The 25,997-nt window shown below is 59.3% G+C and carries 26 protein-coding genes; 10 read left to right on the plus strand and 16 right to left on the minus strand.

Features of this window, described 5'->3' with window-relative positions:
* Positions 1-134 precede the first annotated feature (134 nt).
* On the plus strand, positions 135-887 hold the full coding sequence (gene cysZ / locus ACYZTX_RS25850) for a sulfate transporter CysZ (protein WP_462036424.1): 753 nt from the start codon (positions 135-137) through the stop codon (positions 885-887).
* Positions 888-927: 40 nt separating this feature from the next.
* Complete coding sequence (locus ACYZTX_RS25855) at positions 928-2,127, plus strand: glycosyltransferase family 4 protein (RefSeq protein WP_462036425.1); 1,200 nt, start codon at positions 928-930, stop codon at positions 2,125-2,127.
* A gap of 138 nt (positions 2,128-2,265) precedes the next feature.
* Here ACYZTX_RS25855 and ACYZTX_RS25860 read toward each other — a convergent pair whose 3' ends face one another.
* From ACYZTX_RS25860 to ACYZTX_RS25870, 3 genes are all read right to left on the minus strand, one after another.
* The gene (locus ACYZTX_RS25860) at positions 2,266-3,369 is read right to left on the minus strand and encodes an NADH:flavin oxidoreductase (RefSeq protein WP_462036426.1); all 1,104 of its coding nucleotides are present in this window, start codon (positions 3,367-3,369) and stop codon (positions 2,266-2,268) included.
* 203 nt (positions 3,370-3,572) lie between these two features.
* A complete protein-coding gene (locus ACYZTX_RS25865) occupies positions 3,573-4,055 on the minus strand; it encodes a glutathione peroxidase (protein WP_462036427.1) in 483 nt (160 codons plus the stop codon).
* A gap of 122 nt (positions 4,056-4,177) precedes the next feature.
* A complete protein-coding gene (locus ACYZTX_RS25870; RefSeq protein ID WP_008150718.1) occupies positions 4,178-4,663 on the minus strand; it encodes an FKBP-type peptidyl-prolyl cis-trans isomerase in 486 nt (161 codons plus the stop codon).
* Between ACYZTX_RS25870 and ACYZTX_RS25875 the strand changes: the two genes are divergently transcribed.
* From ACYZTX_RS25875 to ACYZTX_RS25885, 3 genes are read left to right on the plus strand one after another with little or no spacing between them, the layout of a single operon-like run.
* Positions 4,632-4,970 (plus strand): DUF3565 domain-containing protein, encoded by a 339-nt coding sequence (locus ACYZTX_RS25875; protein ID WP_462036428.1) that lies wholly within the window; start codon positions 4,632-4,634, stop codon positions 4,968-4,970. The genes ACYZTX_RS25870 and ACYZTX_RS25875 overlap by 32 nt on opposite strands.
* Before the next feature lie 60 nt (positions 4,971-5,030).
* On the plus strand, positions 5,031-7,130 hold the full coding sequence (gene pta / locus ACYZTX_RS25880) for a phosphate acetyltransferase (protein WP_462036429.1): 2,100 nt from the start codon (positions 5,031-5,033) through the stop codon (positions 7,128-7,130).
* Positions 7,131-8,036 carry an acyltransferase gene (locus tag ACYZTX_RS25885; protein ID WP_462036430.1) on the plus strand — a complete coding sequence of 302 codons (906 nt, stop codon included), beginning with the start codon at positions 7,131-7,133 and terminating at the stop codon, positions 8,034-8,036.
* A 182-nt stretch (positions 8,037-8,218) separates the two neighbouring features.
* Here the strand turns inward: ACYZTX_RS25885 and cysN are convergent, their stop codons facing one another.
* The 3 genes from cysN to ACYZTX_RS25900 form a co-directional block, all read right to left on the minus strand.
* Positions 8,219-10,117, minus strand: coding sequence for a sulfate adenylyltransferase subunit CysN (cysN, locus tag ACYZTX_RS25890; RefSeq protein WP_462036431.1), 1,899 nt, complete (start codon positions 10,115-10,117; stop codon positions 8,219-8,221).
* 9 nt (positions 10,118-10,126) lie between these two features.
* Entirely contained in the window at positions 10,127-11,044 is a 918-nt protein-coding gene (gene cysD / locus ACYZTX_RS25895; protein WP_283182974.1) for a sulfate adenylyltransferase subunit CysD, read from the minus strand.
* A 134-nt stretch (positions 11,045-11,178) separates the two neighbouring features.
* Entirely contained in the window at positions 11,179-11,937 is a 759-nt protein-coding gene (locus ACYZTX_RS25900) for a Nif3-like dinuclear metal center hexameric protein (RefSeq protein WP_462036432.1), read from the minus strand.
* 102 nt (positions 11,938-12,039) lie between these two features.
* On the opposite strand from ACYZTX_RS25900, the gene algW reads away from it, so the two are divergent.
* The 3 genes from algW (at position 12,040) to ACYZTX_RS25915 (ending at position 16,130) form a co-directional block, all read left to right on the plus strand.
* Complete coding sequence (algW, locus tag ACYZTX_RS25905; RefSeq protein WP_462036433.1) at positions 12,040-13,206, plus strand: Do family serine endopeptidase AlgW; 1,167 nt, start codon at positions 12,040-12,042, stop codon at positions 13,204-13,206.
* A gap of 86 nt (positions 13,207-13,292) precedes the next feature.
* Entirely contained in the window at positions 13,293-15,398 is a 2,106-nt protein-coding gene (locus ACYZTX_RS25910) for a TonB-dependent siderophore receptor (protein ID WP_462036434.1), read from the plus strand.
* A 12-nt stretch (positions 15,399-15,410) separates the two neighbouring features.
* Complete coding sequence (locus ACYZTX_RS25915) at positions 15,411-16,130, plus strand: DUF4198 domain-containing protein (RefSeq protein ID WP_462036435.1); 720 nt, start codon at positions 15,411-15,413, stop codon at positions 16,128-16,130.
* A gap of 103 nt (positions 16,131-16,233) precedes the next feature.
* Here ACYZTX_RS25915 and hisC read toward each other — a convergent pair whose 3' ends face one another.
* The 10 genes from hisC to ACYZTX_RS25965 all read right to left on the minus strand — a co-directional run bounded on the left by hisC (position 16,234) and on the right by ACYZTX_RS25965 (position 24,215).
* The gene (gene hisC / locus ACYZTX_RS25920) at positions 16,234-17,286 is read right to left on the minus strand and encodes a histidinol-phosphate transaminase (RefSeq protein ID WP_462036436.1); all 1,053 of its coding nucleotides are present in this window, start codon (positions 17,284-17,286) and stop codon (positions 16,234-16,236) included.
* A gap of 2 nt (positions 17,287-17,288) precedes the next feature.
* Positions 17,289-18,626, minus strand: a complete 1,338-nt coding sequence (gene hisD / locus ACYZTX_RS25925) for a histidinol dehydrogenase (RefSeq protein WP_462036437.1) — start codon at positions 18,624-18,626, stop codon at positions 17,289-17,291.
* A gap of 124 nt (positions 18,627-18,750) precedes the next feature.
* Positions 18,751-19,386, minus strand: coding sequence for an ATP phosphoribosyltransferase (gene hisG / locus ACYZTX_RS25930; RefSeq protein WP_007901570.1), 636 nt, complete (start codon positions 19,384-19,386; stop codon positions 18,751-18,753).
* 143 nt (positions 19,387-19,529) lie between these two features.
* Positions 19,530-20,795 carry a UDP-N-acetylglucosamine 1-carboxyvinyltransferase gene (gene murA / locus ACYZTX_RS25935; RefSeq protein ID WP_462036438.1) on the minus strand — a complete coding sequence of 422 codons (1,266 nt, stop codon included), beginning with the start codon at positions 20,793-20,795 and terminating at the stop codon, positions 19,530-19,532.
* A gap of 22 nt (positions 20,796-20,817) precedes the next feature.
* A complete protein-coding gene (locus ACYZTX_RS25940; RefSeq protein WP_007912386.1) occupies positions 20,818-21,057 on the minus strand; it encodes a BolA family protein in 240 nt (79 codons plus the stop codon).
* Between the two features lie 114 nt (positions 21,058-21,171).
* Positions 21,172-21,477 carry an STAS domain-containing protein gene (locus ACYZTX_RS25945; protein ID WP_462036439.1) on the minus strand — a complete coding sequence of 102 codons (306 nt, stop codon included), beginning with the start codon at positions 21,475-21,477 and terminating at the stop codon, positions 21,172-21,174.
* Complete coding sequence (locus ACYZTX_RS25950; protein ID WP_347803525.1) at positions 21,474-22,130, minus strand: MlaC/ttg2D family ABC transporter substrate-binding protein; 657 nt, start codon at positions 22,128-22,130, stop codon at positions 21,474-21,476. Before ACYZTX_RS25950 ends, ACYZTX_RS25945 begins: the two co-directional genes overlap by 4 nt.
* Before the next feature lie 11 nt (positions 22,131-22,141).
* Positions 22,142-22,609, minus strand: coding sequence for an outer membrane lipid asymmetry maintenance protein MlaD (mlaD, locus tag ACYZTX_RS25955; protein ID WP_462036440.1), 468 nt, complete (start codon positions 22,607-22,609; stop codon positions 22,142-22,144).
* Positions 22,609-23,406: a lipid asymmetry maintenance ABC transporter permease subunit MlaE gene (gene mlaE / locus ACYZTX_RS25960; RefSeq protein ID WP_462036441.1), complete on the minus strand. Its 798-nt coding sequence runs from the start codon at positions 23,404-23,406 to the stop codon at positions 22,609-22,611. The genes mlaD and mlaE overlap by 1 nt, the downstream gene beginning before the upstream one ends.
* Positions 23,406-24,215 carry an ATP-binding cassette domain-containing protein gene (locus ACYZTX_RS25965; protein WP_059403257.1) on the minus strand — a complete coding sequence of 270 codons (810 nt, stop codon included), beginning with the start codon at positions 24,213-24,215 and terminating at the stop codon, positions 23,406-23,408. Before ACYZTX_RS25965 ends, mlaE begins: the two co-directional genes overlap by 1 nt.
* 276 nt (positions 24,216-24,491) lie before the next feature.
* On the opposite strand from ACYZTX_RS25965, the gene ACYZTX_RS25970 reads away from it, so the two are divergent.
* Together ACYZTX_RS25970 and ACYZTX_RS25975 are read left to right on the plus strand one after the other, a co-directional pair.
* Positions 24,492-25,466 carry a KpsF/GutQ family sugar-phosphate isomerase gene (locus tag ACYZTX_RS25970; protein ID WP_462036442.1) on the plus strand — a complete coding sequence of 325 codons (975 nt, stop codon included), beginning with the start codon at positions 24,492-24,494 and terminating at the stop codon, positions 25,464-25,466.
* Positions 25,466-25,990: a KdsC family phosphatase gene (locus ACYZTX_RS25975; RefSeq protein ID WP_282375095.1), complete on the plus strand. Its 525-nt coding sequence runs from the start codon at positions 25,466-25,468 to the stop codon at positions 25,988-25,990. The genes ACYZTX_RS25970 and ACYZTX_RS25975 overlap by 1 nt, the downstream gene beginning before the upstream one ends.
* Positions 25,991-25,997 lie beyond the last annotated feature (7 nt).

A 25,997-nucleotide genomic window follows, 5' to 3' on the forward strand; every position in this document is an offset into this window, starting at 1 on the left:
TAGGCGGTCTCTATCCCATCACGAGGGAGAGATAGGCGCCTTTGTTACAGTTAATGTCGATGCTGCTACCGCGCTTTCGCCCGTCAGGCAAAGCCGGTAAGGTCGGCGCGTTTCCCCTTTGCTCGGAGCACGTTATGCCCGCCCCCGTTCTGTCCGGCCCGCAATACCTGCGCGAAGGCCTCAAGCTGGTCCTGAGCCCAAGCCTGCGCTTGTTCGTATTGTTGCCCCTGGTGATCAACCTGGTGCTGTTCGTCGGATTGATCTACCTGGCCAGCCATCAATTCAGCCTGTGGGTCGATACATTGATGCCGTCCCTGCCCGACTGGTTGAGTTTTCTCGGTTATGTCCTCTGGCCATTGTTTGTGGTGCTGGTGGTGTTGATGGTGTTCTTTACCTTCACCATGCTGGCCAACATCATCGCCGCGCCATTCAACGGCTTTCTGGCGGAAAAAGTCGAAGTCGTGGTGCGGGGCACCGACGACTTCCCGGCCTTCAGCTGGGGCGAACTGATTGCCATGGTCCCGCGCACCCTGGCCCGGGAGATGCGCAAACTCGGTTACTTTCTGCCGCGCGCCATCGGGTTGTTCATCCTCTCGTTCATTCCGGTAGTGAACATCATCGCTGCGCCACTGTGGTTGCTGTTCGGGGTGTGGATGATGGCGATCCAGTACATCGACTACCCGGCGGATAACCACAAACTGGGCTGGAACGAGATGCTCGCCTGGTTGCGCGAGAAGCGCTGGCAGAGCATGAGCTTCGGCGGGAGTGTTTATCTGGTGCTGCTGATTCCGGTGGTCAACATCCTGATGATGCCGGCCGCCGTGGCGGGAGCGACCTTGTTCTGGGTGCGCGAGCGCGGCGCTGAAAACCTGGTGACCCAGCGCTGACCCGGTCACAAATCCATCATCCCACCGTCACACTGACGACATGGCCTCAGCCGACACTGAGGTCATGACGACAGCTCTGCATATCACTCTGATCACCGAAACCTTCCCTCCGGAAATCAACGGCGTAGCCAATACCCTTGGCCGCTTGTGCGACGGCTTGCGCGCGCGCGGGCATCAGGTGGAATTGGTGCGACCGCGTCAGGGTTGCGACCAGCAGCTGGGCAGCGACGATGCGTTGTTGCTGTGTCGGGGCTGGCCACTGCCGGGCTACCCCGGCTTGCAATGGGGCCAGTCGTCGATGCACAAACTGCTGCGGCGCTGGAAGCGTCATCGGCCGGACGTGCTGTACATCGCCACGGAAGGACCGCTGGGATTGTCGGCGTTGCGCGCGGCACGGCGCTTGGGGATTTCGGTGGTCAGCGGTTTTCACACCAATTTCCAGCAGTACTCCAGCCAATATGGGCTCGGGTTGCTGACACGTTTGCTGACGCATTACCTGCGCTGGTTTCACAATCGCTCGACCCTGACCCTGGTGCCCAGCGTCAGCCAGCGGCTGGAACTGGAGCGCCGGCATTTCGAGCGTCTGGCGTTGCTGTCGCGAGGGGTCGACAGCCAATTGTTTCACCCGACCAAGCGGATTAACGCCCTGCGTGAGAGTTGGGGAGTGGGTAACGACGACATTGCTGTCATCCACGTAGGACGTCTGGCACCGGAGAAAAATCTCGGGCTGCTCAAGCGCAGTTTCGATGCGCTGAAAGCAATTTATCCACAGCGAACAATAAAATTGATCGTGGTCGGCGACGGTCCGCAACGAGCGGCACTTGAGAAGGAACTGCCCGAGGCGATTTTCTGTGGTTCACAACGCGGCGAAGCCCTGGCCAGTCACTATGCATCGGGGGATGTGTTTCTGTTTCCGAGCCTGACCGAGACTTTCGGCAACGTGGTGCTTGAGGCGCTGGCTTCGGGTTTGGGTGTGGTGGCTTACGATCAAGCGGCGGCGGCTCAGCACATCCGCCATGGCTACAACGGTGTACTGGCGATGCCGGGGGACGAAGAGGCGTTCTGCGATGCGGCGTGTTGGCTGCTGGAAAAGCGCGAAACCTTGCGCTGCGTACGGCTTAATGCGCGTCAGCATGCGAGTCGCCAGGGCTGGGCGGCGATTATCGAACAGTTTGAAGGGCAGTTGCGCGGGGCTTGTGTTGGGGAGCAGGTGGTGCCGAATGCATCGACAGTACCCTAGTTTTTCGGAGACTGTCAGTCAGTCTTCGCGAGCAAGCTCGCTCCCACAGGTGACCGTGTTCTTCCAGAGAAATGCGGTCGAATGTGGGAGCAACTGTCTTGATGTCTTTTATTCTGAAGATTGATCAGAGGACAGCGCTTAAACCAGGGTCATCAACGCCTCACGGCTGAACGGCAGGATGTCTTCTTCGCGGCCATCACGCACTTTCTGCGCCCAGTCCGGGTCCACCAGCAGCGCACGACCTACCGCCACCAGGTCGAACTCATCATTGTTCAAACGCTCCAGCAGTTTTTCCAGGCTGGCCGGCTGCGCGATCTTGTCGGTGTTGACCATGAACTGCAGGAACTCGCCGTCCAGGCCGACACTGCCCACCGTGATGGTCGGCTTGCCAGTGAGCTTGCGGGCCCAGCCTGCCAGGTTCAGCTCGGAACCGTCGAATTCCGGCTCCCAGAAACGGCGCGTCGAGCAGTGGAAAATATCCACGCCGGCGTCGGACAATGGTTTGAGGAATTCGCCCAACGCTTCGGGTGTTTGCACCAGACGCGCGGTGTAATCCTGCTGCTTCCATTGGGAGAAACGGAAAATAATCGGGAAGCCTTCACCGACCGCCGCACGCACCGCCTGAATCAGTTCGATGGCGAAACGCGAACGGTTGGCCAGGCTACCGCCGTATTCGTCGGTGCGCTGATTGCTGCCTTCCCAGAAGAACTGGTCCACGAGGTAGCCATGGGCACCGTGAATTTCCACGCCGTCCATGCCGATGCTCTGGGCATCTTTGGCGGCCTGGGCGAACGCGGCGATCACGTCCTGGATATCTTGTTTAGTCATGCCGTGAACCACGACCTGACCGTCCTTCAATTTCTCCGACGGGCCATAACCCGGCACGCTGGCGTCCGGCTCGGTGCCGATGCGGCGCACGCTGCCGACATGCCACAGCTGCGGAACGATCTTGCCGCCTTCAGCATGAACCGCGTCGACCACTTTCTTCCAGCCGGCCAGCGCTGCTTCACCGTAGAAGTGCGGCACGTTCGGGTAGCCGTTGGAAGCCTTGTGGCCGACGGTGGTGCCTTCGGTGATGATCAGGCCGACGCCTGCAGCAGCGCGACGACGGTAGTACTCGATCACTTTGGAGTTGGGAACGCCACCCGGCGAAAACGAGCGGGTCATCGGCGCCATGACGACGCGAGTCGGCAATTCAAGGGTGCCGAGGTGGAACGGTTTGAACAGGGCTTTGACGGGCATGTGGCGCTCCACGGAAACGATATCGACGGGGTATAATTTTATGACGGCGATAATATGTGGAAGCTCAAGCGATGCCCAGCACTATTGATTTCGGTGATTTAGGATCAAAAGAGAGAATCAAAAGATCGCAGCCTTCGGCAGCTCCTACGTGGGAACGTGTACACCTGTAGGAGCTGCCGAAGGCTGCGATCTTTTGATCTTTATTAGCTCAGCGCTTTTTCGATCGCCTGAATGACAGACGGATCATCCGGCGGCGTGCGCGGCGAGAACCGCGCCAGCACGCGACCATCCTTGCCGAGCAGGAATTTTTCGAAGTTCCAGGTAATGTCACCGGGAAACTCAGCACCCTCGCCCGCCAGCAGACGGTACAACTGATGACGATCATGACCGTTGACTTCCAGCTTGCTGGACAACGGAAAGGTCACGCCATAGTTGAGGCTGCAAAACTCCTGGATTTCTTGCTCGGTACCCGGTTCCTGCCCGGCAAACTGGTTGCACGGCAGGCCCAGCACGCTGAAGCCTTTGTCCTTGTATTGCTGGTAGAGGTTTTCCAGCGCCGCGTACTGTGGGGTCAAGCCGCATTTGGAGGCGACGTTGACCACCAGCACGACGTGCCCCTTGAAGGGCGCCAGAGGTAGTTCCTGACCATCCAGGCCTGTCAATTTAAGGTCGTGAAAAGCACTCATGACGAACTCCAAATTCCCGTGTTCTTCTCTAAACAGCCACTTGGCGGTGTCACCATGGACAGCCGCGGACTAAAAAGGCGCCCTCGGGCGCCTCTCCAGTACTCTGAGCTTAGCGCAGAAAATCAGTGGTGATGGCCACCTTCGCCATGGACGTGACCATGAGCGATTTCTTCCTGGCTGGCATCACGGATGTCGATGATCTTGACCTGGAAATTCAGGCGCTGACCGGCCAACGGGTGGTTGCCGTCGACGGTGACATCGTCGCCGTCCAGGTCACGAATGGTGACGATTTGCATTTGGCCGTCCGGAGCGGATGCGTGGAACTGCATGCCCACTTCCAGCTCATCGACGCCTTCGAACATGCTGCGGCTCAACGTGCTGACCAATTCGGCAGCGTATTCGCCGTAGGCATCTTCAGGTTCTACGGCAACTGTCAGTTCGTCACCGACTGTTTTGCCTTCCAGCGCCTTTTCCAGGCCTGGAATGATGTTACCTGCGCCTTGCAGGTAGACCAGCGGCGCGCCGCCGGCGGAGCTGTCGATGACCTCACCAGCGTCGTTGGTCAGGGTATAGTCGATGGAGACAGCCTTATTGGCGGCGATCAGCATGGGGCGAGACCTTTTGCATAAGAATGAAGAATGGCCAAGTTTAGCGAAGCAATCGCCCGAAAGCGAACACAACCCGGACAGACGGGCCGCGGCGAAAGGCTCGACGGTCACAGGTTTCCATCAGGATGAGGACGGGCACTGGGTGGCCGAGCTTTCCTGCGGTCACACCCAGCACCTGCGCCACCAGCCGCCGTGGCAATCGCGCGCCTGGGTGCTTGACCCCGCGCAACGTATTGAAAAAATAGGCCAGCCCTTTGATTGCGGTTGGTGCGCACAAGGCTCGGTTAGCGATAACCTTGGCGACTGAATTTCGGTAGGTCGTCAGTCATAGATGATCGCCTTTGCCATGCTCCCTTAGAGAATTCGCATGCAAACTTTTTTTATCGCACCCACCGATTTTGGTGTGGGTCTGACCTCCATCAGCCTCGGGCTGGTACGTACCCTTGAGCGGGCCGGCCTCAAAGTCGGCTTTTTCAAGCCGATTGCCCAGCCGCATCCGGGCGACACCGGGCCTGAACGGTCGACCGAACTGGTGGCGCGCACCCACGGCCTCAAGCCGCCTCAGCCGCTCGGCCTGGCCCATGTCGAGCGCATGCTCGGCGACGGTCAGCTGGATGAGCTGCTCGAAGAAATCATCACCCTCTATCAGCAGGCGGCCGTCGGCAAAGACGTGCTGATCGTCGAAGGCATGGTCCCGACCCGCAGCGCCAGCTACGCCGCGCGGGTCAATCTGCATTTGGCCAAGAGCCTCGATGCCGAAGTGATCCTGGTCTCGGCGCCGGAAAATGAAGTGTTGACCGAACTGTCCGGCCGCGTGGAATTGCAGGCGCAATTGTTCGGCGGCCCGAAAGACCCGAAAGTCCTCGGCGTGATCCTCAACAAAGTCAAAACCGACGAGAGCATGGAGGCCTTCGCTTCGCGCTTGAAAGAGCATTCGCCGTTGCTGCGCAGTGGCGATTTCCGTCTGCTGGGTTGCATCCCGTTCCAGCCGGAATTGAACGCCCCGCGGACCCGCGACGTCGCCGACCTGATGGGCGCGCAAATTCTCAATGCCGGTGACTACGAAACCCGGCGCATGACCAAAATCATCATCTGCGCCCGCACCATGCGCAACACCGTGGAACTGCTCAAACCCGGCGTGTTGGTGGTGACACCCGGCGATCGCGACGACATCATCCTCGCCGTCAGCCTCGCTGCCATGAACGGCGTGCCTCTGGCCGGCCTGTTGCTGACCAGCGACACCCTGCCCGACCCGCGCATCATGGACCTGTGCCGTGGCGCCTTGCAGGCTGGCCTGCCGGTGTTGTCGGTTAGCACTGGCTCCTACGACACTGCCAACCAGTTGAACGGCTTGAACAAGGAAATACCGATCGACGACCGCGAGCGCGCGGAGATCATCACCGATTTCGTCGCCAGCCATCTGGACGCGAACTGGCTGCACCAGCGCTGCGGTACGCCACGGGAAATGCGCCTGTCGCCAGCGGTGTTCCGCTATCAATTGATTCAGCATGCCCAGGCCGCCAACAAGCGCATCGTTCTGCCCGAAGGCAGCGAGCCGCTGACGGTGCAAGCCGCAGCGATCTGTCAGGCACGCGGTATCGCCCGTTGTGTGTTGCTGGCGAAGCCGGAGGACGTCGAAGCCGTCGCCCGCGCCCAAGGCATCGAGTTGCCGCCGGGGCTGGAGATTCTTGACCCGGACCTGATTCGCGAGCGCTACGTCGAGCCGATGGTCGCCCTGCGCAAAAGCAAAAGCCTCAACGCGCCGATGGCCGAGCAGCAACTGGAAGACACCGTGGTGATCGGCACCATGATGCTGGCGCTGGATGAGGTCGACGGCCTCGTGTCCGGGGTCATTCACTCCACCGCCAACACCATCCGCCCGGCGTTGCAGTTGATTAAAACGGCGCCGGGCTGCACGTTGGTGTCGTCGGTGTTCTTCATGCTCTTTCCCGAAGAAGTGCTGGTCTACGGCGACTGCGTGATGAACCCGCACCCGAGCGCCAGCGAACTGGCCGAGATCGCGCTGCAAAGCGCCGACTCGGCAGCTGCATTCGGCATCACCCCACGCGTGGCGATGATCAGCTACTCCAGCGGAGAATCGGCCAGCGGCGAAGAAGTCGAGAAGGTTCGCGAAGCGACATTGCTCGCCCACGAACAACAGCACTCGCTGTTGATCGACGGCCCATTGCAATACGACGCCGCCGCCAACGAAACCGTCGCCCGGCAACTGGCGCCGAACAGTCAGGTCGCCGGTCGCGCCACAGTGTTCGTATTCCCCGACCTGAACACCGGCAACACCACCCACAAAGCCGTACAGCGCAGCGCCGACTGCGTCAGCCTCGGGCCGATGCTGCAAGGCCTGCGCAAACCGGTGAACGACCTGCCGCGCGGCGCGCAAGTCGACGACATCGTCTACACCATCGCGTTGACCGCGATTCAAGCTGCCAACCGACCTTTGGATCTTTAAATGCTGGATTCCCTACCTGCACCGCTGCGAGGCGTCATTGCCTCGTTGTTGTTGGCATTGAACACGATTGCCTGCTGCACCCCGCTGTTCATCGTGGCGATCTTCAAACTGCTGCTGCCCTTCCCCGCCGCCCAGCGTTTTACCGATTGGCTGATGGGCCACATCCACGAAGCCTGGATCAGCAACAACAAAGCCTGGATGGACTTGCTGGGGCACACGCGCTGGACGCTCAGCGGCCTCGAAGGCCTGGACTATCAGCACTCGTATTTGATCACCAGCAACCACCAGAGCTGGGTCGACATCATGGTGCTGCAGTACGTGCTGAACCGGAAAATTCGCCCGCTGAAGTTCTTCCTCAAACAGGAACTGATCTGGGTGCCGGTGATTGGCCTGGCGTGGTGGGCGCTCGGTTTTCCGTTCATGAAGCGCTACTCCAAGGCCTACCTGGAAAAGCACCCGGAGAAGAAAGGCAAAGACCTGGAAACCACCCGCAAGACCTGCGACAAGTTCCGCAATAACCCGGTGGGGATTTTCAACTTCGTCGAAGGCACACGCTTCACCAAAGGCAAGCATGCCCAGCAGAAATCACCATTGCGCCACTTGCTCAAACCGAAAGCGGGCGGTATTGCGTTTGTGCTGGATGCCATGGGTGAGCAGCTGGAAGCCATCGTCAACGTGACCATTCACTATCCGGCCGGGCGTCCCGGTTACTGGGATCTGCTCTGCGGGAATGTGAAGGATGTGGTGGTGCACTTTCAGGAACTGAAGATTCCGCCGCAGTTCATTGGCAAGAACTACGATCAGGATGGGGAATACCGACTGCAGTTTCAGGGCTGGATCAATCAGTTGTGGGAAGACAAGGATGCGCTGCTTGCGCAGATGCATCGCGAGTATCCAGGCAAGTAATCAGGTGACTGTACCGGCCCCTTCGCGAGCAGGCTCGCTCCCACAGTGATCTGGTTGGTACACAAACTCTGTGACTGACATAAATCCTGTGGGAGCGAGCCTGCTCGCGAAGGCGGTTTCAAGGACACAAAAAAACCCGCCGATGATCACTCATCGGCGGGTTTTTTATTAACGGCTAACGCTTAGATCGCGCCACGTTGACGCAGCAGATCCAGCACTTGCTTGACGCTTTCTTCCAGCGACAGCGACTGGGTGTCGACCACAAGGTCGGCGTCCAGCGGCACGTCGTACGGGAAGGAATCGCCCGGGATGTTATCCCCGGCCGCTGCGTACAAGCCTTGCGGATCACGCTCGGCACAGACCGTCGGAGAGGCCTGGACGTAGACCGTCAGCAGACGCTCCTTGCCGATCAGCTCCCTGGCTTGCTCACGACCTTCGGCACTCGGAGCAACGAAGGCTGCCAAGGTCAGCAGACCGGCTTCGTTGAACTGACGCGCAACGTGCGCCGCGCGACGCCAGTTCTCGGTACGCCCGGCGCGGTCCTGTGGCAGACCTTTGTTCAGGTCGTGACGCAAGTTCTGACCATCGAGTACAAACACCGCACGGCCCATGTCGAACAGCTTGCGTTCAACCGCGTAAGCCAGGGTGCTTTTGCCCGCGCCCGACAAACCGCTGAACAACACGGTGGCCGGTTGCTGGCCGAAGCGCTGGGCACGTTCTTCGGTGGCAACGTGAGCCAGTTTACCGTGATGCGTGCGGGTGCCATGGCTCAACGGCTGAGCGATGATCATGCCGGCCGCAACGGTGCCATTGGTCAAACGATCGATGACGATGAACGAACCGGTGGTGCGGTTGCTCGCGTAACCGTCCAGCGCGATGGCCGCGTCGAGGCTGATCTTGACCCGACCGATCTCGTTCAGATGCAACGAACTGGCCGCACCTTCTTCCAGGGTGTTCACGTCAACGCGGTTGACGATGCTGGTGATCGAACCCGGCACATAAGTGGTGGCGCGTTTGATGTCGTATTTCTTGCCCGGCAGCATCGGCTCTTCAGCCATCCACACCAGCATGGCGTCAAACGCGTCAGTCACTTGCGGCTGGTTATCGGCGTGCACCAGCAAGTCGCCGCGAGAGATGTCGATCTCGTCTTCCATGGTCAGCGTGACAGCCTGACCTGGGCCGGCGTGCTCCAGCTCACCTTCGAAGGTGACGATGGATTTCACGCGGCTGCTCTTGCCCGACGGCAGCACAACGACTTCGTCACCTTTGTGCACGACGCCGCTGGCCAGGGTACCGGCAAAACCACGGAAGTTCAGGTTCGGGCGGTTGACGTACTGCACCGGGAAACGCAGGTCGGTGTAGTTGCGGTCGTTGGCGATTTCGACGGTTTCAAGAATTTCCATCAGCGACTGGCCGGTGTACCACGGCGAGCGCTCGGACTTGTTCACCACGTTGTCACCCTTGAGGGCAGACATCGGCACGAACGCCATGGTGGTCGGCTTGAACGCGATGCCTTCGGCGAACTTCAGGTAATCGGCCTTGATCGACTCGAAGACGGTTTCGTCGAAGCCGTTGAGGTCCATCTTGTTGATGGCGACAACGATGTGTTTGATGCCGAGCAACGAGGCAATGAAGCTGTGGCGACGGGTCTGGGTCTGCACGCCGTAACGGGCATCGACCAGGATGATCGCCAGGTCACAGGTGGACGCACCGGTGGCCATGTTGCGCGTGTACTGCTCATGGCCAGGGGTGTCGGCGATGATGAATTTGCGCTTGGCGGTGGAGAAATAACGGTAAGCGACATCGATGGTGATGCCCTGCTCCCGCTCGGCCTGCAGGCCGTCGACCAGTAATGCCAGGTCGATGTCATCGCCAGTGGTGCCGACTTTTTTCGAGTCGCGGGTAATGGCTTCCAGGTGATCTTCGTAGATCATTTTGGAGTCGTGCAGCAGGCGCCCGATCAGGGTGCTCTTGCCGTCGTCGACGTTGCCACAGGTAAGAAAGCGCAGCATTTCCTTGCGTTCGTGCTGGCCCAGATAGGCGAGGATGTCCTCGCTGATCAACTCAGATTGATGCGACATGACAACCCCTTAGAAATAACCCTGACGTTTCTTTTCTTCCATCGAGCCGGCGCCATCGTGATCGATGACCCGGCCCTGGCGTTCGGAAGTTCGCGTCAGGAGCATTTCCTGAATGATGTCGGTCAGGCTGATGGCCTCGGACTCGACCGCACCGGTCAACGGGTAGTCGCCGAGTGTACGGAAACGGACCTTCTTCTTGACGATACGCGCCTTGTCTTCATCGCTCAGGTGATTGAGCAGACGTTCGTCGTCAATCATGATCCAGGTGCCATTCATCTCGATGACGTCGCGCTCGGCGGCGAAATACAGCGGCACAATCGGGATGCCTTCGAGGTAGATGTACTGCCAGATGTCCAGTTCGGTCCAGTTCGACAAAGGGAACACGCGGATCGATTCGCCCTTGTTGACCTTGCCGTTGTAGACGTTCCACAACTCGGGACGCTGGTTTTTCGGGTCCCAGCGGTGCTTGGTGTCGCGGAAGGAATACACGCGCTCTTTGGCACGGGATTTCTCTTCGTCACGACGGGCACCACCGAAAGCGGCATCGAAACCATACTTGTCGAGGGCCTGCTTGAGGCCTTCGGTTTTCATGATGTCGGTGTGCTTGGCGCTGCCGTGGGTCAGCGGGTTGATGCCCTGCGCGACGCCATCGGGGTTCACGTGCACGATCAGGTCCAGGCCGAGTTCTTCGACCATGCGGTCGCGGAACGCGTACATTTCCTTGAACTTCCACCGGGTGTCGACGTGCATCACCGGGAACGGCAGTTTGCCCGGGAAGAATGCTTTGCGCGCAAGGTGCAGCATCACGGCGGAGTCTTTACCGACGGAGTACAGCATCACCGGGTTATCGAACTCGGCGGCGACCTCGCGGATGATGTGGATGCTTTCGGCCTCCAGCTGTTTCAGATGCGTCAGTTTGTCGACCATGGCTACTCACGAAAACGATCTTATGGACGGCCAGCGGGCCGTGTTCGAGCGGGGAATCCTAGCACAGCGACCTCTTCTAATCAGGACACCGACTAGATCGAAAGGGTATATGAATATACCCCCTCGTTTGGCCCTCAGATGGGGTTCGGGCAATCGATGAAGATGTGTTCAAGGGCAAAACGCCGCGCCAGATAATCCCCCAGCGCCTGAACACCATAGCGCTCGGTGGCGTGGTGGCCGGCGGCGATGAAGCTGATGTTGTTTTCCCGGGCGCTGTGGAAGGTCTGCTCGGACGCCTCACCGCTGAGGTACAAGTCAACGCCAGCCAGCACGGCCTGATCGATATAGCCCTGACCGCCACCGGTACACCAGCCAACACGGCGGATCATCTCGCTGCCTTCAATCAGCAACGGCTCGCGTCCCATGACTTCTTGCACGCGACGGGCAAAATCGCGGGGCGTCACTGGCTCGCTCAATGAACCGACCAGGCCGACCACTTTGAGGTTGTCCGGGTCCAGCGGGCCTTCAACGGTGATGTCCAACTGACGTGCCAGCTGCACGTTATTGCCGACTTCTGGGTGCAGATCCAGCGGCAGATGGTAGGACAACAGGCTGATATCGTGCTTGAGCAGGGTTTTCAACCGACGCTGCTTCATGCCGGTGATGCACGGATTCTCGCCCTTCCAGAAATAGCCGTGATGCACCAGCACCAGGTCGGCGTTGGCTTCCACAGCAGCGTCGAGCAACGCCTGGCTGGCGGTGACGCCACTGACGATGCGCATCACCTGCGGCCGGCCTTCGACCTGCAACCCGTTGGGGCAGTAGTCGGCAATCTTTGCACTGTTAAGGTAACGGTCGGCTTCTTCGACCAGGGTGCTCAAGGCGACGGCCATAAAAGACTCCTAAATATCCCGTTCAGAGGCATGCTTCGCCTCGTATAATGCGCGACATTATGGGCGGTCTCATACCGCCTGCAACCTCTCAGGACGTGCTTAATGCTCAAGGCGCTGCGTTTTTCCGGCTGGCCGCTATTGGCCGGCGTGCTTATCGCTCTATTGATAATCCAGCGTTACCCGGAGTGGGTCGGGCTTCCGAGCCTCGACGTCAACATGCAGCAAGCCCCGCAAACAACCACCATGCAACAGGGCCCCGTGTCCTATGCCGACGCGGTGACCACGGCGGCGCCGTCGGTGGTCAACCTGTACACCACCAAAGTCATCAACAAACCGAACCATCCATTGTTCGAGGACCCGCAGTTCCGCCGCTTCTTCGGCGACAACTCGCCCAAACAGAAGCGCATGGAATCGAGCCTCGGCTCCGGCGTGATCATGAGCCCGGAAGGTTACCTGCTGACCAATAACCATGTGACCAGCGGCGCCGACCAGATCGTGGTGGCGCTCAAGGACGGTCGTGAAACCCTCGCCCGTGTAATCGGCAGCGACCCGGAAACCGACCTTGCCGTATTGAAAATTGATCTGAAGAACTTGCCATCGATCACGGTCGGGCGTTCCGACAACATCCGCATCGGCGACGTCGCCCTGGCCATTGGTAACCCGTTCGGCGTCGGCCAGACCGTGACCATGGGCATCATCAGTGCCACCGGGCGCAATCAGCTGGGCCTGAACAACTACGAAGACTTCATCCAGACCGACGCCGCGATCAACCCAGGCAACTCCGGCGGTGCGCTGGTGGATGCCAACGGCAACCTGACAGGCATCAACACGGCGATCTTCTCCAAGTCCGGCGGCTCCCAGGGCATCGGTTTCGCGATCCCGGTGAAACTGGCCATGGAAGTGATGAAGTCGATCATCGAACACGGCCAGGTCATTCGTGGCTGGCTCGGTATCGAAGTGCAGCCGTTGACTCAGGAACTGGCGGAATCGTTTGGTCTGTCGGGGCGTCCGGGCATTGTGGTCGCGGGAATTTTCCGCGACGGTCCGGCGCAGAAGGCCGGTCTGCAATTGGGTGACGTGATCCTCAGCATCGACGGCGAGCCGGCTGGCGATGGTCGCCGCTCGATGAACCAGGTCGCGCGGATCAAACCGACCGACAAGGTCACGATCCAGGTGATGCGCAACGGCAAAGAGCTCAAGCTGACCGCCGAGATCGGTTTGCGTCCGCCACCTGCGCCAGTGCAGGCCAAAGAGAAAGAAGAAGACTAACGCTGGCCCGAGACTCTCGGGCTAACAGCAGACATTCTCATTAGACATGTTATATTGTTTCAATATCTAAATTGGAACAACATAACATGTCGTCTCGAACAATGGCTTCCGTGGCAAGTATTGCCCTCGGCCTGCTGGGGGATCCGGTCTTCGCCGAAGAGTCCGGCACCCTCGAACTGGACGCCATCAGCGTCACCTCCGACTACGAATCGCCCACCGGCCCGGTCAAGGGTTACCGCGCTACGCGCTCTTCCAGCGCGACCAAAACCGACACCGCGATCCGCGATATACCGCAATCCATCAGCGTCATTCCCGTCAGCGTGCTTAACGATCTAGGCAGCACCAGCGTCGAGCGTGCCCTCGATTTTGCCGGCGGTGTGTCGAAGCAGAACAACTTCGGCGGCCTGACGCTTTATGAATACAGCGTGCGCGGCTTCACCACGTCGGAGTTCTACAAGGATGGCTTCAGCGCCAACCGTGGTTACCCGAGTACGCCGGACGTGGCCAACATCGAGCGCATCGAAGTGCTCAAAGGCCCCGCCGCCAGTCTCTATGGACGTGGCGATCCGGGCGGCACGGTAAACATCGTCACCAAGAAACCCCAGCCCGAAGCCTTCACCACCCTGCAAACCAGCGCCGGCAGTTGGGATCGTTATCGCACTGCGCTGGACATCAACACGCCGCTGGATGACGACGCCAACGTGTTGTCTCGAATCAACCTGGCCGTCGAGGACAACCACAGCTTTCGTGATCATGTGAACAGCCAGCGAGTGTTCGTCGCGCCCTCCTTCAGTTGGCAACTGAACCCGGACACCAGCCTCTTGGTGGAGAGCGAATTCGTGCGTCACAGTTCCACGTTCGATCGCGGCATCGTCGCGCCTAACAATAAATGGAGTGGCGTTTCTCGCTCGACTTTCCTAGGCGAACCTAACGATGGCGACATTGATAACCACAACAACAGTCTGCAAGCTGCGCTCGAACATCATCTCAACGACAGCTGGAAATTGCGTCTGGCCAGCCATTACAAGGAAGGCCAACTCTGGGGTTACGCCTCGGAAAATCGCCCGCTGAATGCCGACGGTCGCACCGTCAATCGACGATATCGCGAGCGCGATACCAATTGGCACGACAGCATCACCCAACTCGAATTGCGCGGTCTGTTCGACCTCGGTAGCTGGCAACACGAACTGCTGATTGGCAGCGAGTACGAGAGCTTCCGCAAAAACGAACGGGTCACGACCATTGCCGGCGGCCCCTACGCCATCGATATTTATCAGCCGGTCTACGGCCAACCGAAACCCAATGGTGCGCGCTCGGGCAGTGATTTCTTTGAACACCTCGAAAGCCACGCGCTGAACCTGCAGGACCAGATCGTCTTCACCGACAAGCTGCGAGGCATGCTCGGTGCGCGCTTCGAACATTTTGAGCAACGCATCGACGATCACAACCGTGGCTCCACCAGCCGCCAGCGCCACGAAGCCCTGACTCAACGCGCCGGCCTGCTCTACCAACTGACGCCTGAGGTCGGGGTATTCGCCAACGCCTCCACCTCGTTCAAACCGAACAACGGCCTGGACTTCGCCGGTAAATCCTTCGACCCGGAAGAAGGTGTCGGCTATGAAGTCGGGATCAAGAGCGAGCTGTTCGACGACCGCTTGAGCACCACCCTCGCCGCCTTTCATATCGAAAAGGAAAACGTCCTCGCACTCGACCCGGGCACGGACAGCAGTCGCGCCATGGGCAAGGCCCGCAGCCAGGGATTCGACCTGCAAGTCACCGGGCAAGTGACTGACGCCGCGCGGGTGATCGGTGCCTTCGCCTACATCGATGCCGAAGTCACCGAGGGCGACAAGGTCATTCCAGCTGGCAGCCGAATCCTCGGCGTGGCCAAACGCAGCGGCAGTCTGCTGGGAGTTTATGAGTTCCAGGATGGTCGTTTGCGCGGCTCGGACGTCGGTGCCTCCTTCACTTATGTCGGCGATCGTTCGGGTGAAGCCGGCGGCGAATTCGAATTGCCGGCTTACCACACCGTCGACCTGCTGGCCCATTACAAGGCCAGCGAAAATGTCACCGTGGGCCTGAATCTGAACAACCTTTTCGACGAGAAATACTACGAGCGCTCCTACAGCAACTACTGGGTCAACCCCGGCGAGCCGCGCAATTTCACCGTCAGCCTGACACTCAATCTGTAAAAGGAAGTTCCCATGCAACACCTCAAACCTCTGGCACTGTTCGGCCTGTTTTTCGCCACCCAGGTCTCAGCCCATGGCCTCTGGACCGAACAACGTCGCGGCAATATCGAAGTGATTTACGGCCACGGTGCCGAAGACAACGCCTTCAAGGCGCAGAAAATCAGCGGCGCCTGGGCTTATGACGTCAACGGTAAAATGATCCCGGTGACCGTGCAGCGCCTGGCCGACCACGCACGCCTGCAACCGTTGAAACCGCCAGCTGTATTGGCGGTGGCACTGGATAACGGCATGTGGTCGCAGACCACCGACAAAAAATGGATCAACGAGGGACGCAGCAAAGTGCCGGGAGCGATCGAGTCGACCCAGACCTTCAAGTACAGCCTGGCGATTTATCAGCCGGGGGCGAAGTTGCCGAAGCTTGATCAGATGAAACTGCTAATTCTGCCGGAGATTGATCCGCTGACGGTCGGGCCGGGCAAGTTGCTGCCAGTGCGGGTGCTACTGGATGGGAAACCGGCGGCGGGAGTGAAGTTGACTGGCGACTATCGCAGTGCACCGAATACGTTGAGTACCGAAACCGATGCGGACGGCCGGGCGCAAGTGGTGGTGCGTAATGAGGGGCTGAATGTGATTTCGGCGCAGATGGAGATTGCGCTGAAGGACAATCCGGATGTGGCGACGCGCGGGGTGTTCAGTTCGTTGACGTTCCTCGGCGAACCGCATCACGAGTAACACAAATCCTTGTGGGAGCGAGCCTGCTCGCGATAGCGGTTTTGCATTCAACATCAATGTTGAATGTTATGGCCGCATCGCGAGCAGGCTCGCTCCCACAGGCTTAGAGGTCGCCTAAGCCGTCGATCAGTGCCTGATTCTGCTCAGGTGTGCCAATCGAAATCCGCAGGAACTGGGCAATCCGCTCCTGCTTGAAATGCCGCACGATCACGCCTTGCTCGCGCAACTTCGCCGCCAGTCCCGCCGCATCGTGTTTCGGATGACGGGCGAAAATGAAGTTCGCCGCCGACGGCAACACTTCAAAGCCCTTCCCTTCCAATTGCGCAACGACCTGTTCACGATGCTCGATGACCAACCGGCAGGTCTTGTCGAAATACTCGCGATCTTCAAACGCTGCGGCTGCACCGACATTCGCCAGGCGATCCAGCGGATAAGAGTTGAAGCTGTTCTTGATCCGCTCCAGCGCCTCGATCAGGTCCGGATGCCCCACCGCCAGCCCCACCCGCAGGCCCGCCAGTGAACGGGACTTGGACAGCGTCTGAGTCACCAGCAGGTTCGGATAACGGTCCACCAGGCTGATTGCCGTCTCACCACCGAAGTCGATGTAAGCCTCATCGACCACGACCACCGAATCCGGGCTGGCCTTGAGGATTTGCTCCACGGCATCCAGCGCCAACAGGCAGCCCGTCGGTGCATTTGGATTCGGGAAGATGATCCCGCCATTCGGCTTGGCGTAGTCCGCCGGGTTGATCTGGAACTGCTCGTCCAGCGGCACCGCATCGAAGGTGATGCCATACAACCCGCAGTAAACCGGATAGAAGCTGTAGCTGATGTCCGGGAACAGCAGCGGCTGATCGTGTTGCAGCAAACCGTGAAAGATGTGCGCCAGGACTTCATCGGAACCGTTGCCGAGGAACACCTGATTGCCCTGCACGCCGTAGTACCTGGCGACCGCTTGCTTGAGCAGATCGCTGTTCGGGTCCGGGTACAGACGCAGGTTGTCATTGAGTTCGGCCTGCATCGCCGCCAAGGCTTTTGGCGATGGGCCGTACGGGTTTTCGTTGGTGTTGAGCTTCACCAGTTTCGCCAGTTTCGGCTGCTCGCCCGGCACGTAAGGCACCAGATTCTTGACGAACGGGCTCCAGAATTTACTCATGTTCAGTTCCCCTGCCCTTGAAGAAAGTCTTCGTCAACGATGCGGTATTCGGCACTGCGCGCGTGAGCGGTCAGCGACTCGCCACGGGCCAGCACGGAAGCGGTTTTACCCAGTTCCGACGCACCCTGCTCGGAGCAGAAGATGATCGACGAACGTTTCTGGAAGTCGTACACGCCCAGCGGCGAGGAGAAGCGCGCGGTGCCGGAAGTTGGCAACACGTGGTTCGGACCGGCGCAGTAGTCGCCCAAGGCTTCGGAGGTGTGACGGCCCATGAAGATCGCGCCGGCGTGGCGGATCTGCGGCAGCCAGGCCTGCGGATCAGCAACGGACAACTCAAGGTGTTCCGGCGCGATGCGGTTGGCCACTTCGATGGCTTGGTCCATGTCACGAACCTTGATCAGCGCACCACGGCCATTGATCGACGTTTCGATGATCTCGGCACGCTCCATGGTCGGCAGCAACTTGGCGATGCTGGCGGCGACCTTGTCGAGGAACTCGGCGTCCGGGCTGACCAGAATCGCCTGGGCGTCTTCGTCGTGCTCGGCCTGGGAGAACAGGTCCATGGCAATCCAGTCCGGATCGGTCTTGCCGTCGCACACCACGAGGATTTCGGATGGACCGGCGATCATATCGATGCCGACCTGGCCAAACACGTGGCGCTTGGCGGTGGCGACGTAGATATTGCCTGGGCCGACCACTTTGTCGACCTTCGGCACGCTTTCGGTACCGTAAGCCAGCGCGGCGACCGCTTGAGCGCCGCCGATGGTGAACACGCGGTCGACACCGGCGATGCAGGCGGCAGCCAGCACCAGCTCGTTGATTTCACCGCGAGGCGTCGGCACCACCATGACCACTTCGGTCACACCGGCCACCTTGGCCGGAATTGCGTTCATCAGAACCGAAGAAGGATAAGACGCCTTGCCACCCGGTACATACAGGCCGGCGCGATCCAGCGGCGTGACCTTCTGGCCCAGCACGGTGCCGTCGGCTTCGGTGTAGCTCCAGGAATCCTGTTTCTGTTTCTCGTGGTAGCTGCGTACTCGAGTCGCGGCTTTTTCCAGCGCTTCACGCTGAGGCACGGTGATTCGGGTCAGGGCCAGTTCCAGACGTTCGCGAGGCAGGATCAGGTCCGCCATGGACGCGACTTGCAGGCCGTCGAACTTCTGGGTGAACTCCACCAGCGCCGCATCGCCACGCTCGCGCACAGCCTTGATGATGTCCAGCACCCGCTGATTGACCGAGTCGTCAGACACACTTTCCCAGCTCAGCAGATGATCCAGATGATGCGCGAAATCCGGGTCAGCAGCGTTGAGTCGGCGAATTGCAGTCGGTGCGGTCATAGCGAGAGCCTCATAGGAATGGCGAAAACTCAGGTACCCGAAGCTACCATCGATCCGCTTGGGCACCTGAGAATTCTGGCTATGAGGCGGATAGACGGGCGCGACTTAACGTCGCGCGGGTGAATCAGCCGCGGTGTCGAGACTCCACTGCCTTGCGCAGGGTGTCGATCAACGCCTGGATACGGGCGTGCTGCATTTTCATCGAAGCTTTGTTGACGATCAGCCGGGAGCTGATGTCGGCAATGAAATCCTGGGGTTCCAGGCCATTGGCGCGCAGGGTGTTGCCGGTGTCGACCACGTCGATGATCTTGTCTGCAAGACCGATCAGCGGCGCCAGTTCCATCGAGCCGTAAAGCTTGATGATGTCGACCTGGCGGCCCTGTTCGGCGTAGTAGCGCTTGGCGACGTTGACGAATTTGGTCGCCACCCGCAAACGGCCCTTGGGCTCGACATCGCCGACACGGCCAGCGGTCATCAGCTTGCAGAGGGCAATTCGCAGGTCTAAAGGCTCGTACAAACCTTGGCCGCCATATTCCATCAACACATCTTTACCGGCGACGCCCAGGTCAGCGGCACCATGCTCGACATACGTCGGCACATCGGTGGCGCGCACGATCAGCAGCCGCACATCGGCCTGAGTCGTGGGGATGATCAGCTTGCGGCTCTTGTCCGGATTCTCGGTCGGCACGATGCCCGCTTCAGCCAGAAGCGGCAAGGTGTCGTCAAGGATGCGGCCCTTGGACAGTGCGATGGTCAACATGGGAAACGTCAGTCCTTATCAAGGTACTCATGCCCGGTCGCAAACGGCGCCGAACACACTTCGAGGGCTTTCTCAATAATGAAAAGACACCCTCGACTTGAAGCGAAATCAACGGGCGCGTCCCTGCGCCCATGCAGCAGAAACTAGCCCGGTACGCGGCGAATCTTGGCGCCGAGCATCTGCAGTTTCTCTTCGATGCACTCGTAACCACGGTCAATGTGGTAGATGCGGTCGATCAGGGTGTCACCTTCAGCGATCAGCGCCGAGATCACCAGGCTGGCCGAAGCACGCAGGTCGGTGGCCATGACTGGCGCGCCTTTCAGCTTCTCGGTACCGGTGACGATGGCAGTGTTGCCTTCGACCTGGATCTTGGCGCCCATGCGGTGCAGTTCGTAAACGTGCATGAAGCGGTTCTCGAAGATCGTCTCGATCACGGCACCGGTGCCTTCGGCAATGGCGTTGAGGGAGATGAACTGCGCTTGCATGTCCGTCGGGAACGCCGGGTACGGAGCGGTCCGCACGTTGACGGCTTTTGGCCGCTTGCCGTGCATGTTCAGCTCGATCCAGTCTTCGCCGCAGGTGATTTCCGCGCCCGATTCCTTGAGTTTCTCAAGAACGGCTTCGAGGATGGTCGGATCAGTGTCCTTGACCTTCACACGACCGCCGGTCACGGCAGCCGCGACCAGGTAGGTGCCGGTTTCGATACGGTCAGGCATCACTTTGTACGTGGTCGGGTGCAGACGCTCGACGCCATCGATGGTGATGGTGTCGGTGCCGGCGCCAGTGATCTTGGCGCCCATGGCGATCAGGAAGTTCGCCAGGTCGACGACTTCAGGTTCACGAGCGGCGTTGGCCAGGACGCTGCGGCCCTTGGCCAGAGCGGCCGCCATCATGATGTTTTCGGTACCGGTCACGCTGACGGTGTCGAAGAAGAAGTGCGCACCGCGCAGGCCGCCTTCAGGTGCCTTGGCCTTGATGTAGCCGCCTTCGACGTCGATGACCGCGCCCATGGCTTCGAGGCCACGGATGTGCAGGTCAACCGGACGCGAACCGATGGCGCAACCGCCAGGCAGTGCAACTTCGGCTTCACCGAAACGGGCAACCATCGGGCCCAGCACCAGAATCGACGCACGCATGGTTTTAACCAGTTCGTACGGTGCGATCAGGGTCTTGATGGTGCGCGGGTCGATTTCGACGCTGAGCTTCTCGTCGATCACCGGCTCGATACCCATGCGACCGAACAGCTCGATCATGGTGGTGATGTCGTGCAGGTGCGGCAGGTTGGCCACGGTAACCGGGCCATCGCACAGCAAGGTGGCGGCCAGGATCGGCAGGGCAGAGTTCTTTGCCCCGGAAATGCGGATCTCGCCATCAAGACGAGCGCCACCGGTAATAATCAATTTATCCATAAGAATCTCGACGCCCTTGGGCTCAGGTGCGCTCGGCCCAGGCCGCGCTGCTGAAAAATTTCATAGTGACCGCATGGATGCTGCCATCGGTGATCCATGGGTTCAAATGGGCATAGATCTGCTGCTGACGCTTCACCGGGCTCAACGCCGCCAGTTCATCGCTAATCACGTTCAGCTGAAAGTTGCAGCCTTCGCCCTCAACTTCTACCAACGTTCCGGGCAGCTTTCCTTCAAGGAAGCTCTTCACTTCTACGGCCTGCATGCTCAACCTCAATCGGCGCCCTGTGCGCGCGGGTCGGACATCATACAAAAAAGCCCTGCGCCTGCGAACCCCGCGAAGCAGGACTCTGACGGGGGGCTTCTTTATTGATGATGGTTAGGGATGCGCCAACAGCTCGGTCAATTCACTGACCTGAGCGATTTCGCGCATATCTTCTGGCATTCCACGGATGCTCAGCGCCTTGCCGGCCTCCTCTGCATCACGCATGAAGCACAGCAACAGCGACAAGCCGACACTGCTGGACTTCAACACCGCCGAGCAATCGACCACCAGCGCATCGGCCTTGCTGGACTTGATCAGCGCCTGCCCCTGCTTGCGCAAGCCTGGGCCGGTGCGGTAATCCAGCATGCCGCTAAGCGTCAGCTCGCCGGTTTCGCTCATGCGAATGGCCGACACACTCATTGAGCTTGCGTCTCGGTGGTTTGCTTCTGGCTGGTTTCCTTGGCTTTGGCGACTTCCCCGGCCCAACCATTGATGGTCTTGTCCAGGTCGTTACCATTGCGCTGCATCGCATCAGCGAACTGATCACGGAACAACTTGCCGATGTTAATGCCGTTGATGATTACGTTACGCAGTTTCCACTCGCCACTGATCTTTTCGAGTGTGTAAGACACAGGAAAGATCGCACCGTTGGCACCTTTGACCGTCATGGCAACGCTTGTACGGTCTCCCGACTCATCCTTGGCAGGGTCGACGACGATCCCCTGATTGTTGTACTCGAGCAAAGCGTTGCCATAAAACTGGAACAGACCCTTTTTGAAATTTTCTTCAAAGGTCTTCATCTGCGCAGGCGTGGCCTTGCGTGAATACTTGACCGTCATGATGCTTTTGGAAATGCCTTCGGCATCCACCACAGGCCCGACGATGGTGTTCAGCGCGGTATAAAAATCTTGCGGATCTTGTTTGTACTTTTCTTTGTTGGCGGCAAGATCCGCCAGCAACCGGGTCGTGGTGTCCTGTACCAGATCGTGCGCCGAAGGCGCCGCCACGGCGTTAGCCACCAACGGCAGGGCTGCGAGTAATACCAACAGGCCACGTCGCAAGGTAGAGATCATTCAAAAGCTCCTCATTTGGCGTCTTTGCTTACGGTATTGAGCAGAAATTTACCAATCAGGTCCTCAAGCACCAGCGACGACTGCGTGTCGTGGATGATTGAACCATCCTTGAGCAAGGTTTCTTCCCCGCCCACGCTGATACCGATGTACTTCTCGCCCAACAGACCAGCGGTCAGGATAGATGCAGTGGAGTCAGTCGGCAGGTTATCTACGCGCTTTTCCAGCTGCATGGTCACTCGACCGGTGAAACTGTCGCGGTCCAGATCGATCGCCGTGACCTTGCCGATAGTCACACCGGCCATGGTCACTTTAGCTCTGACAGTCAAACCGGCGATATTGTCGAAATACGCATAAGTTTTATAAGTATCGGTGGTTGCGCTCGGGGACAGGCCACTCACCCGCAACGCCAGCAACAGCAAAGCCAGGATGCCAGCCAGCAAGAAAAGGCCGACACCGATTTCCAGGGTGCGGTTTTGCATCAAAAATCTCCAAACATCAAGGCGGTCAGAATAAAGTCCAGGCCGAGTACAGCCAAAGAGGCATACACCACGGTCTTGGTAGTGGCACGACTGATCCCCTCGGAAGTGGGCTCGCAGTCATAGCCTTGGAATACGGCGATCCAGGTCACGACAAAGGCGAAAACGATGCTTTTGATGATGCCGTTGAGCACATCGTCAGCAAAGGTCACGCTGTTCTGCATGTTCGACCAGTAGGAACCTTCATAGACGCCCAGCCAGTCGACGGCCACCCATGAACCACCCCAGATGCCCACCACGCTGAAGATTATCGCCAGCACAGGAAGGGAAATGAAGCCGGCCCACAGGCGGGGGGCAATGATGTACTTGAGCGGATCGACACCAATCATTTCCAGACTGGACAACTGCTCGGTGGACTTCATGTTGCCGATTTCGGCAGTCAATGCCGAACCGGCGCGCCCGGCGAACAACAATGCCGTGACCACGGGCCCCAGTTCGCGCAACAACGTCAGCGCAACCATCTGGCCGACCGCCTGCTCCGAACCGTAGCTGGATAGAATATTGAAGCCTTGCAGCGCCAGCACCATGCCGATGAATACCCCGGAGACCACGATGATCACCAGGGACATCACGCCCACTGAATGCAGTTGCTTGATCAACAGGCCAAAACCGCCACCAATGCCACCACGGCCGAGCAAGGCATGAAACAGGAATATCGCCGAACGGCCGAACACCCCCAGCACGTCAATGCCAGCGTGGCCGAACCGGCGAACCCGCTCTATCAGTGAAATCTTGCGCATCAACGCTTCCCCAGAAGATCTGCGCGGTAATCCGTCGCTGGAAAGTGATAGGCGACCGGACCGTCCGGCTCGCCCGTCATGAATTGACGGATGCGTGGCTCCTGCGAGTTCATCAGTTCCTCGGGAGTGCCCTGCCCCAACACCTGGCCTTCGCCGACGACATAGATGTAATCGGCGATGCTCGCGGTCTCGGCCAGGTCGTGAGAGACCACGATACTGGTGATGCCCAGCGCATCGTTGAGCAGGCGGATCAGTCGCACCAGCACGCCCATGGCGATGGGGTCCTGGCCGACAAAGGGCTCGTCGTACATGAGGATTTGCGGATCGAGGGCAATCGCCCGGGCCAGAGCGACACGACGCTTCATGCCGCCGGACAACTCGTCAGGCATCAGGTCGATGGCGCCACGCAAGCCCACGGCCTGCAATTTGAGCAGGACAATGTCCCGGATCATTTCTTCCGGCAGTTCGGTATGAACGCGTAGCGGAAAGGCAACGTTCTCGAACACATCGAGATCGGTGAACAGTGCACCGCTCTGAAAAAGCACGCCCATGTGCTTGCGCGCATCGAACAGATCACTGCGCGACAGCTTCGGCAGGTTCTGCCCGTTGACCCAGACTTCGCCTTTGGTGGGCCGCAACTGTGCGCCCATCAGCCGCAACAGTGTAGTCTTGCCACAGCCGGAAGGCCCCATGATGCCGGTAACCTTGCCGCGCGGGATACGTATATCGACGTTATTGAAAATGCTGCGCGCACCGCGCTTGAAGGTCAGTCCCTTCAGCTCGACCGCGTAGGCTTTATCGGCACTCATCTAAACTCCTTGCGATGCAGCCTCTCACTCGGACGCCTGACTTTCTGACGAAAGCACATACCTCCCGGGCAGGCCGAACTGGCGGCGAACTATATCACTGCAAAGGCCAAGCGCCCAAGGCCCACGCCGGGCCATGTTGAGCAACATGACAGGGCAAAAGCTTCTATTGAGGGGTATTCGGTAACAGGGAATGACAAAGCGCGACGAACTTGCGTGAGGGTTTCGATCATTACCGTTATAATCGCCGCCTTTTCATCAGGCTATACGATTTCAGACATGAGCCAATCCAGCGACCTGATTCAATCTGCTCAACGCACCATCCGCCTCGAACTGGAAGCCGTACAAGGCTTGCTGCCCCGTATCGACGCAGATTTCGTACGCGCTTGCGAGATGATTCTGGCCAGCAAAGGCCGCGTGGTCGTGGTCGGCATGGGCAAATCCGGGCACATCGGCAAGAAGATCGCCGCCACCCTGGCCAGCACCGGCACCACGGCCTTTTTCGTGCACCCTGCCGAAGCCAGCCACGGTGACATGGGCATGATCACCCGCGACGACATCATCCTGGCGCTGTCTAACTCCGGCTCCACCAATGAAATCGTCACCCTGCTGCCGCTGATCAAGCGTCTGGGCATTCAATTGATCAGCATGACCGGCAACCCTGACTCACAGCTGGCCAAGGCTGCCGAGGTCAATCTCAACGTGCACGTCGAGCACGAAGCCTGCCCGCTTAACCTGGCACCGACCTCGTCGACCACGGCCGCGCTGGTCATGGGCGACGCCCTGGCGGTTGCGCTGCTGGAAGCACGCGGTTTTACCGCTGAAGATTTCGCTTTTTCCCACCCCGGTGGCGCACTTGGCCGACGCCTGCTGCTGAAAGTGGAAACCGTCATGCACGCTGGCGCAGAACTGCCCCAGGTGCAACGTGGCACGCTCCTCAAGGACGCGCTGATGGAAATGACCCGCAAGGGCCTGGGCATGACCGCGATCCTGGAGGCCGACGGCAAACTGGCCGGGATCTTCACCGACGGCGACTTACGCCGCACCCTTGACCGAACCATCGACATCCACCAAACGACCATCGACGAGGTCATGACCGTTCATGGCAAGACCGCCCGGGCCGATATGCTGGCAGCCGAAGCCCTGAAAATCATGGAAGACCATCGAATCAACGCGCTGGTGGTAGTCGACAAGGAAGACCGTCCGATCGGCGCCTTCAACCTGTCCGATCTGCTGCGCGCAGGAGTAATGTGATGAGCACCGACCTGTTGCAACGCGGCAAGAACATCAAGCTGGCGATTTTCGACGTCGATGGCGTACTGACCGACGGACGCCTGTACTTCCTTGAAGACGGCAGCGAATTCAAGACGTTTAACACCCTCGATGGCCAAGGCATCAAGATGTTGATGGCAGCCGGCGTGCAGACCGCTATCATCAGCGGCCGCAAGACCCCGGTGGTCGAGCGGAGAGCGAAGAACCTCGGTATTCCACACCTGTACCAGGGACGCGAAGACAAACTGGTGGTGCTCGACGAGCTTCTTGCCCAACTCAACCTAAGCTATGAGCAAGTCGCCTATCTCGGCGACGACCTGCCGGACCTGCCGGTGATTCGCCGCGTCGGGCTGGGTATGGCGGTGGCCAATGCTGCCAGTTTCGTCCGTGAACACGCCCACGGCATCACCCAGGCTCGTGGTGGCGAGGGTGCCGCTCGCGAGTTCTGCGAATTGATCCTGCGCGCCCAGGGCCGTCTCGATGCGGCCAACGCCGCGTACTTGTGAGCCAACT

This window comes from Pseudomonas sp. MDT1-17 (assembly GCF_054898105.1).

Bases quoted from the DNA above. Each gene is read 5' to 3' on its own strand.
- cysZ (WP_462036424.1), top strand. From the start codon at position 135: ATGCCCGCCCCCGTTCTGTCCGGCCCGCAATACCTGCGCGAAGGCCTC.
- ACYZTX_RS25855 (WP_462036425.1), top strand. From the start codon at position 928: ATGGCCTCAGCCGACACTGAGGTCATGACGACAGCTCTGCATATCACT.
- ACYZTX_RS25860 (WP_462036426.1), bottom strand. From the start codon at position 3,369: ATGCCCGTCAAAGCCCTGTTCAAACCGTTCCACCTCGGCACCCTTGAA.
- ACYZTX_RS25865 (WP_462036427.1), bottom strand. From the start codon at position 4,055: ATGAGTGCTTTTCACGACCTTAAATTGACAGGCCTGGATGGTCAGGAA.
- ACYZTX_RS25875 (WP_462036428.1), top strand. From the start codon at position 4,632: ATGGAGACAGCCTTATTGGCGGCGATCAGCATGGGGCGAGACCTTTTG.
- ACYZTX_RS25870 (WP_008150718.1), bottom strand. From the start codon at position 4,663: ATGCTGATCGCCGCCAATAAGGCTGTCTCCATCGACTATACCCTGACC.
- pta (WP_462036429.1), top strand. From the start codon at position 5,031: ATGCAAACTTTTTTTATCGCACCCACCGATTTTGGTGTGGGTCTGACC.
- ACYZTX_RS25885 (WP_462036430.1), top strand. From the start codon at position 7,131: ATGCTGGATTCCCTACCTGCACCGCTGCGAGGCGTCATTGCCTCGTTG.
- cysN (WP_462036431.1), bottom strand. From the start codon at position 10,117: ATGTCGCATCAATCTGAGTTGATCAGCGAGGACATCCTCGCCTATCTG.
- cysD (WP_283182974.1), bottom strand. From the start codon at position 11,044: ATGGTCGACAAACTGACGCATCTGAAACAGCTGGAGGCCGAAAGCATC.
- ACYZTX_RS25900 (WP_462036432.1), bottom strand. From the start codon at position 11,937: ATGGCCGTCGCCTTGAGCACCCTGGTCGAAGAAGCCGACCGTTACCTT.
- algW (WP_462036433.1), top strand. From the start codon at position 12,040: ATGCTCAAGGCGCTGCGTTTTTCCGGCTGGCCGCTATTGGCCGGCGTG.
- ACYZTX_RS25910 (WP_462036434.1), top strand. From the start codon at position 13,293: ATGTCGTCTCGAACAATGGCTTCCGTGGCAAGTATTGCCCTCGGCCTG.
- ACYZTX_RS25915 (WP_462036435.1), top strand. From the start codon at position 15,411: ATGCAACACCTCAAACCTCTGGCACTGTTCGGCCTGTTTTTCGCCACC.
- hisC (WP_462036436.1), bottom strand. From the start codon at position 17,286: ATGAGTAAATTCTGGAGCCCGTTCGTCAAGAATCTGGTGCCTTACGTG.
- hisD (WP_462036437.1), bottom strand. From the start codon at position 18,626: ATGACCGCACCGACTGCAATTCGCCGACTCAACGCTGCTGACCCGGAT.
- hisG (WP_007901570.1), bottom strand. From the start codon at position 19,386: ATGTTGACCATCGCACTGTCCAAGGGCCGCATCCTTGACGACACCTTG.
- murA (WP_462036438.1), bottom strand. From the start codon at position 20,795: ATGGATAAATTGATTATTACCGGTGGCGCTCGTCTTGATGGCGAGATC.
- ACYZTX_RS25940 (WP_007912386.1), bottom strand. From the start codon at position 21,057: ATGCAGGCCGTAGAAGTGAAGAGCTTCCTTGAAGGAAAGCTGCCCGGA.
- ACYZTX_RS25945 (WP_462036439.1), bottom strand. From the start codon at position 21,477: ATGAGTGTGTCGGCCATTCGCATGAGCGAAACCGGCGAGCTGACGCTT.
- ACYZTX_RS25950 (WP_347803525.1), bottom strand. From the start codon at position 22,130: ATGATCTCTACCTTGCGACGTGGCCTGTTGGTATTACTCGCAGCCCTG.
- mlaD (WP_462036440.1), bottom strand. From the start codon at position 22,609: ATGCAAAACCGCACCCTGGAAATCGGTGTCGGCCTTTTCTTGCTGGCT.
- mlaE (WP_462036441.1), bottom strand. From the start codon at position 23,406: ATGCGCAAGATTTCACTGATAGAGCGGGTTCGCCGGTTCGGCCACGCT.
- ACYZTX_RS25965 (WP_059403257.1), bottom strand. From the start codon at position 24,215: ATGAGTGCCGATAAAGCCTACGCGGTCGAGCTGAAGGGACTGACCTTC.
- ACYZTX_RS25970 (WP_462036442.1), top strand. From the start codon at position 24,492: ATGAGCCAATCCAGCGACCTGATTCAATCTGCTCAACGCACCATCCGC.
- ACYZTX_RS25975 (WP_282375095.1), top strand. From the start codon at position 25,466: ATGAGCACCGACCTGTTGCAACGCGGCAAGAACATCAAGCTGGCGATT.